The sequence below is a fragment of the Haladaptatus sp. genome (assembly GCF_049589095.1).
Taxonomy (GTDB): domain Archaea; phylum Halobacteriota; class Halobacteria; order Halobacteriales; family Haladaptataceae; genus Haladaptatus.
On record NZ_JBAWAC010000650.1, the window covers coordinates 1 to 2,749 of the forward strand.

Genomic DNA, 2,749 nt, shown 5'->3' on the forward strand with positions numbered 1-2,749 from the left:
GGGATGATCCGCTTTGTCAGCTGATCGGATTGAGACGGTACAGAAACGCACACAGGCCGAACAATTTTCCTTCGACGTCGATTCCCCCGGACTCATCGACGTCACCAACGAGAGCCACGCGAACCCCGCAGCCCACCAGTACACTGTCTCCATCGACGACGTGACCAAGGACCTGATGGCCTGCACGTGCCCGCATCACGTCCACCGCACCGCATTCTGCAAACACATGGCCGCCGTCGAAACCGCAACCGACGACGGGACGCTCGACGCCTTCCCCTCCGAGGACGACGAGAAGACGCCGACGCGTGCGTGACTGGCCCGCACATCGGCGTATCCCCGGCCGTATCTTCGGTGTCACTGTTGTCGCCTGTTGTGTCCTCACGGAAAAAGTTAGCAGTGAACTCACCAATGTTCGTCTTCGGCGCGCGCAACGTGGATAGTGACTCAAAGCAAGAAGCCAACGACCAACGTCCGGACCGTGGTGTCCCCGAGTGATCTCATCGACTCGCCTTTCGAGGCGGGGCTAGTTAAACTCGTTCTCCCATCGCAGCCGTAAGGTTCGTCACCCATCGAAGTTTTGTTCGCCCGAAATCCGGTCAGCGACATTCTTCTCCGTGCGGAGCCTACCTGGCGTGTCATGCCGTACGAAACGTGCAATGGTGCGAGTCTCTACTTCGAGGACGAGGGGACGGCACGCCGATCGTCTTCCTCCCCGGTGTGATGACCGGAGTTCGATTCTTCGTACACCAGCTCGCGGACCTCTCGCCCGACCACAGAATCGTCGCGCTCGATTACCGGGGACACGGGCGCTCAGAGAAAACGGAGACCGGTCACACAGTACCGGGTTATGCCGACGATCTCCGGACCTTCCTCGACCGCCGCAACTTCAACAACGTCGTCCTGGTTGGCTGGTCGATGGGCGCGCTGGTCGCGTGGGAATACGTTGACCGGTTCGGAACCGACCGACTGCGGGGGCTCGTAGACGTCGACATGTCGGCCTCGGCGTTCGCGTGGGACGACTACGAGCACGGAAATAACGACCTGGCGCGACTGTCTGGGACCCTTGAACTCGTCCAGATTGACCATGCCGCGCTGATCGAGGGCCTCATTGAGGCGGCGTTCAAGGAACCACCATCTCCCCAGACACGAACTCTCGTGCTCGACGAACTGACCCGCACGCCGCCGCCAGTGAAGAGCGCCATCCTCTTCGACTACACAGTGCGCGACTACCGGGATGCACTCCCCGAAATCAACCTGCCGACGCTCGTCTGCGCCGGGGCAGACGAGAAGTGGCGAACCGTCGCGTCGGTCCGCGACGTTGCGGACCGGATCCCGAATGCCGATTTCGAATTGTTCGAAAACAGCGGCCACTGCATCACGCTGGAGGAACCCGAACGGTTCAACCGCTCGCTCGCGACGTTCGTCGACGGGTTATGAGATCGGCGGCAAGGCTCCATAGGTTGCTCCAGTTCGGCGGGCGACCTAACCTCAGTACCTCACAAAGAATCCTCGGCTAACTGTTTCTGAAGCCTGAGTTCTGCATATTAGATGCGGACGCAACGATTGAGGGGTCAGCCATACTCAAATTCACACTTACTAATACAACGAAGGAGACTCTTCGTATTCGGAACTACGGTATTTGACCACTTGGAATTCTATCATTAGACGAGTCTTTGTCCTCGAATCGATCACCCTCGATAAAGATGTACTCACAATCGACTGACAACCACAAGGAGATTCTGACTGTCGGTCTCTCGAACCACTTGACCCCGAGGCACTTCACCGTTTCAGCCGAATTTTGAAGACACTTGAACGCGACAATCAGGTCATAGGTGACGCGCAATGATTCACACAGAAAAAAAGAAGGACCACTGGCTGGCTGGTGAAGCATACACTGTCGGAGTTGACGAGGATCCGACATGAAACTCGAAACCATCAAGGGACGCGACGTCCACACTGGGGAGATGATCGGCTCAACCGTCGAGCGTCGCGAAGACCCTCGCCTCATCACTGGCGACGCCGAATATGTCGACGACATTCAGTATCCACGGATGGGCCACTTGGCGATCAAGCGCAGTCAGTATGGCCACGCTCGGATAACGAACATTGAGACGAGCGGCGCTGAAGCCATCGAGGGTGTGCTTGCAGTCTACACCGCCGCTGATATTGAGTCGTCGGGTGTCCCCGGGACGCTCGCATTCTCACCGGCCGACGCGGCGCCCGACCATTTCATGATGGCGAAGGACAAGGTCGTCTACCAAGGCGAACCCGTGGCCGCAGTTGTCGCGGAGGACCGCTACACCGCACGGGATGCAGTCGATGCGATCGACGTCGACTACGACCGCCTCGAGGCGGTGGTAGATTCGATTGAGGCGGCCGACGACGACGCGCCAGTGCTCCACGAGGACCTCGGGACCAACGTCGGAATCGACTGGGAGACCGGTGACGAGGCCGAAGTCGAGGCAATCCTCGACGAGGCAGACAATATCGTCGAACTTGAATTCACGAATCAGGAGTTGATCCCGACCGCGATGGAGCCCCGCGCAACGGTGGCAAGGTATCAGTCCTCGAGCCAGGAGCTCGTAGTCGAGATGACGTCGCAAAACCCCCATAATCACCGAGACCACCTCGCAGACGCGCTCGACCTCCCGCAGAACAAGGTCAGGGTGCGGTCACCCGACGTGGGGGGTGGGTTCGGTGCCAAAATCCACCACTACTCCGATGAGACGATCACCGCATGGTGTGCGAT

At 58.9% G+C, this 2,749-nt stretch carries 3 protein-coding genes; all 3 read left to right on the forward strand.

The window, feature by feature from the left end; translation table 11 throughout:
- The first annotated feature begins 13 nt into the window (after positions 1 to 13).
- Entirely contained in the window at positions 14 to 313 is a 300-nt protein-coding gene (locus WBV42_RS20455; protein WP_423987670.1) for a hypothetical protein, read from the forward strand.
- Between the two features lie 407 nt (positions 314 to 720).
- On the forward strand, positions 721 to 1,437 hold the full coding sequence (locus WBV42_RS20460; RefSeq protein WP_423987671.1) for an alpha/beta fold hydrolase: 717 nt from the start codon (positions 721 to 723) through the stop codon (positions 1,435 to 1,437).
- Between the two features lie 482 nt (positions 1,438 to 1,919).
- The coding region (locus tag WBV42_RS20465; RefSeq protein ID WP_423987672.1) for a xanthine dehydrogenase family protein molybdopterin-binding subunit at positions 1,920 to 2,749 on the forward strand (830 nt) is incomplete at its 3' end.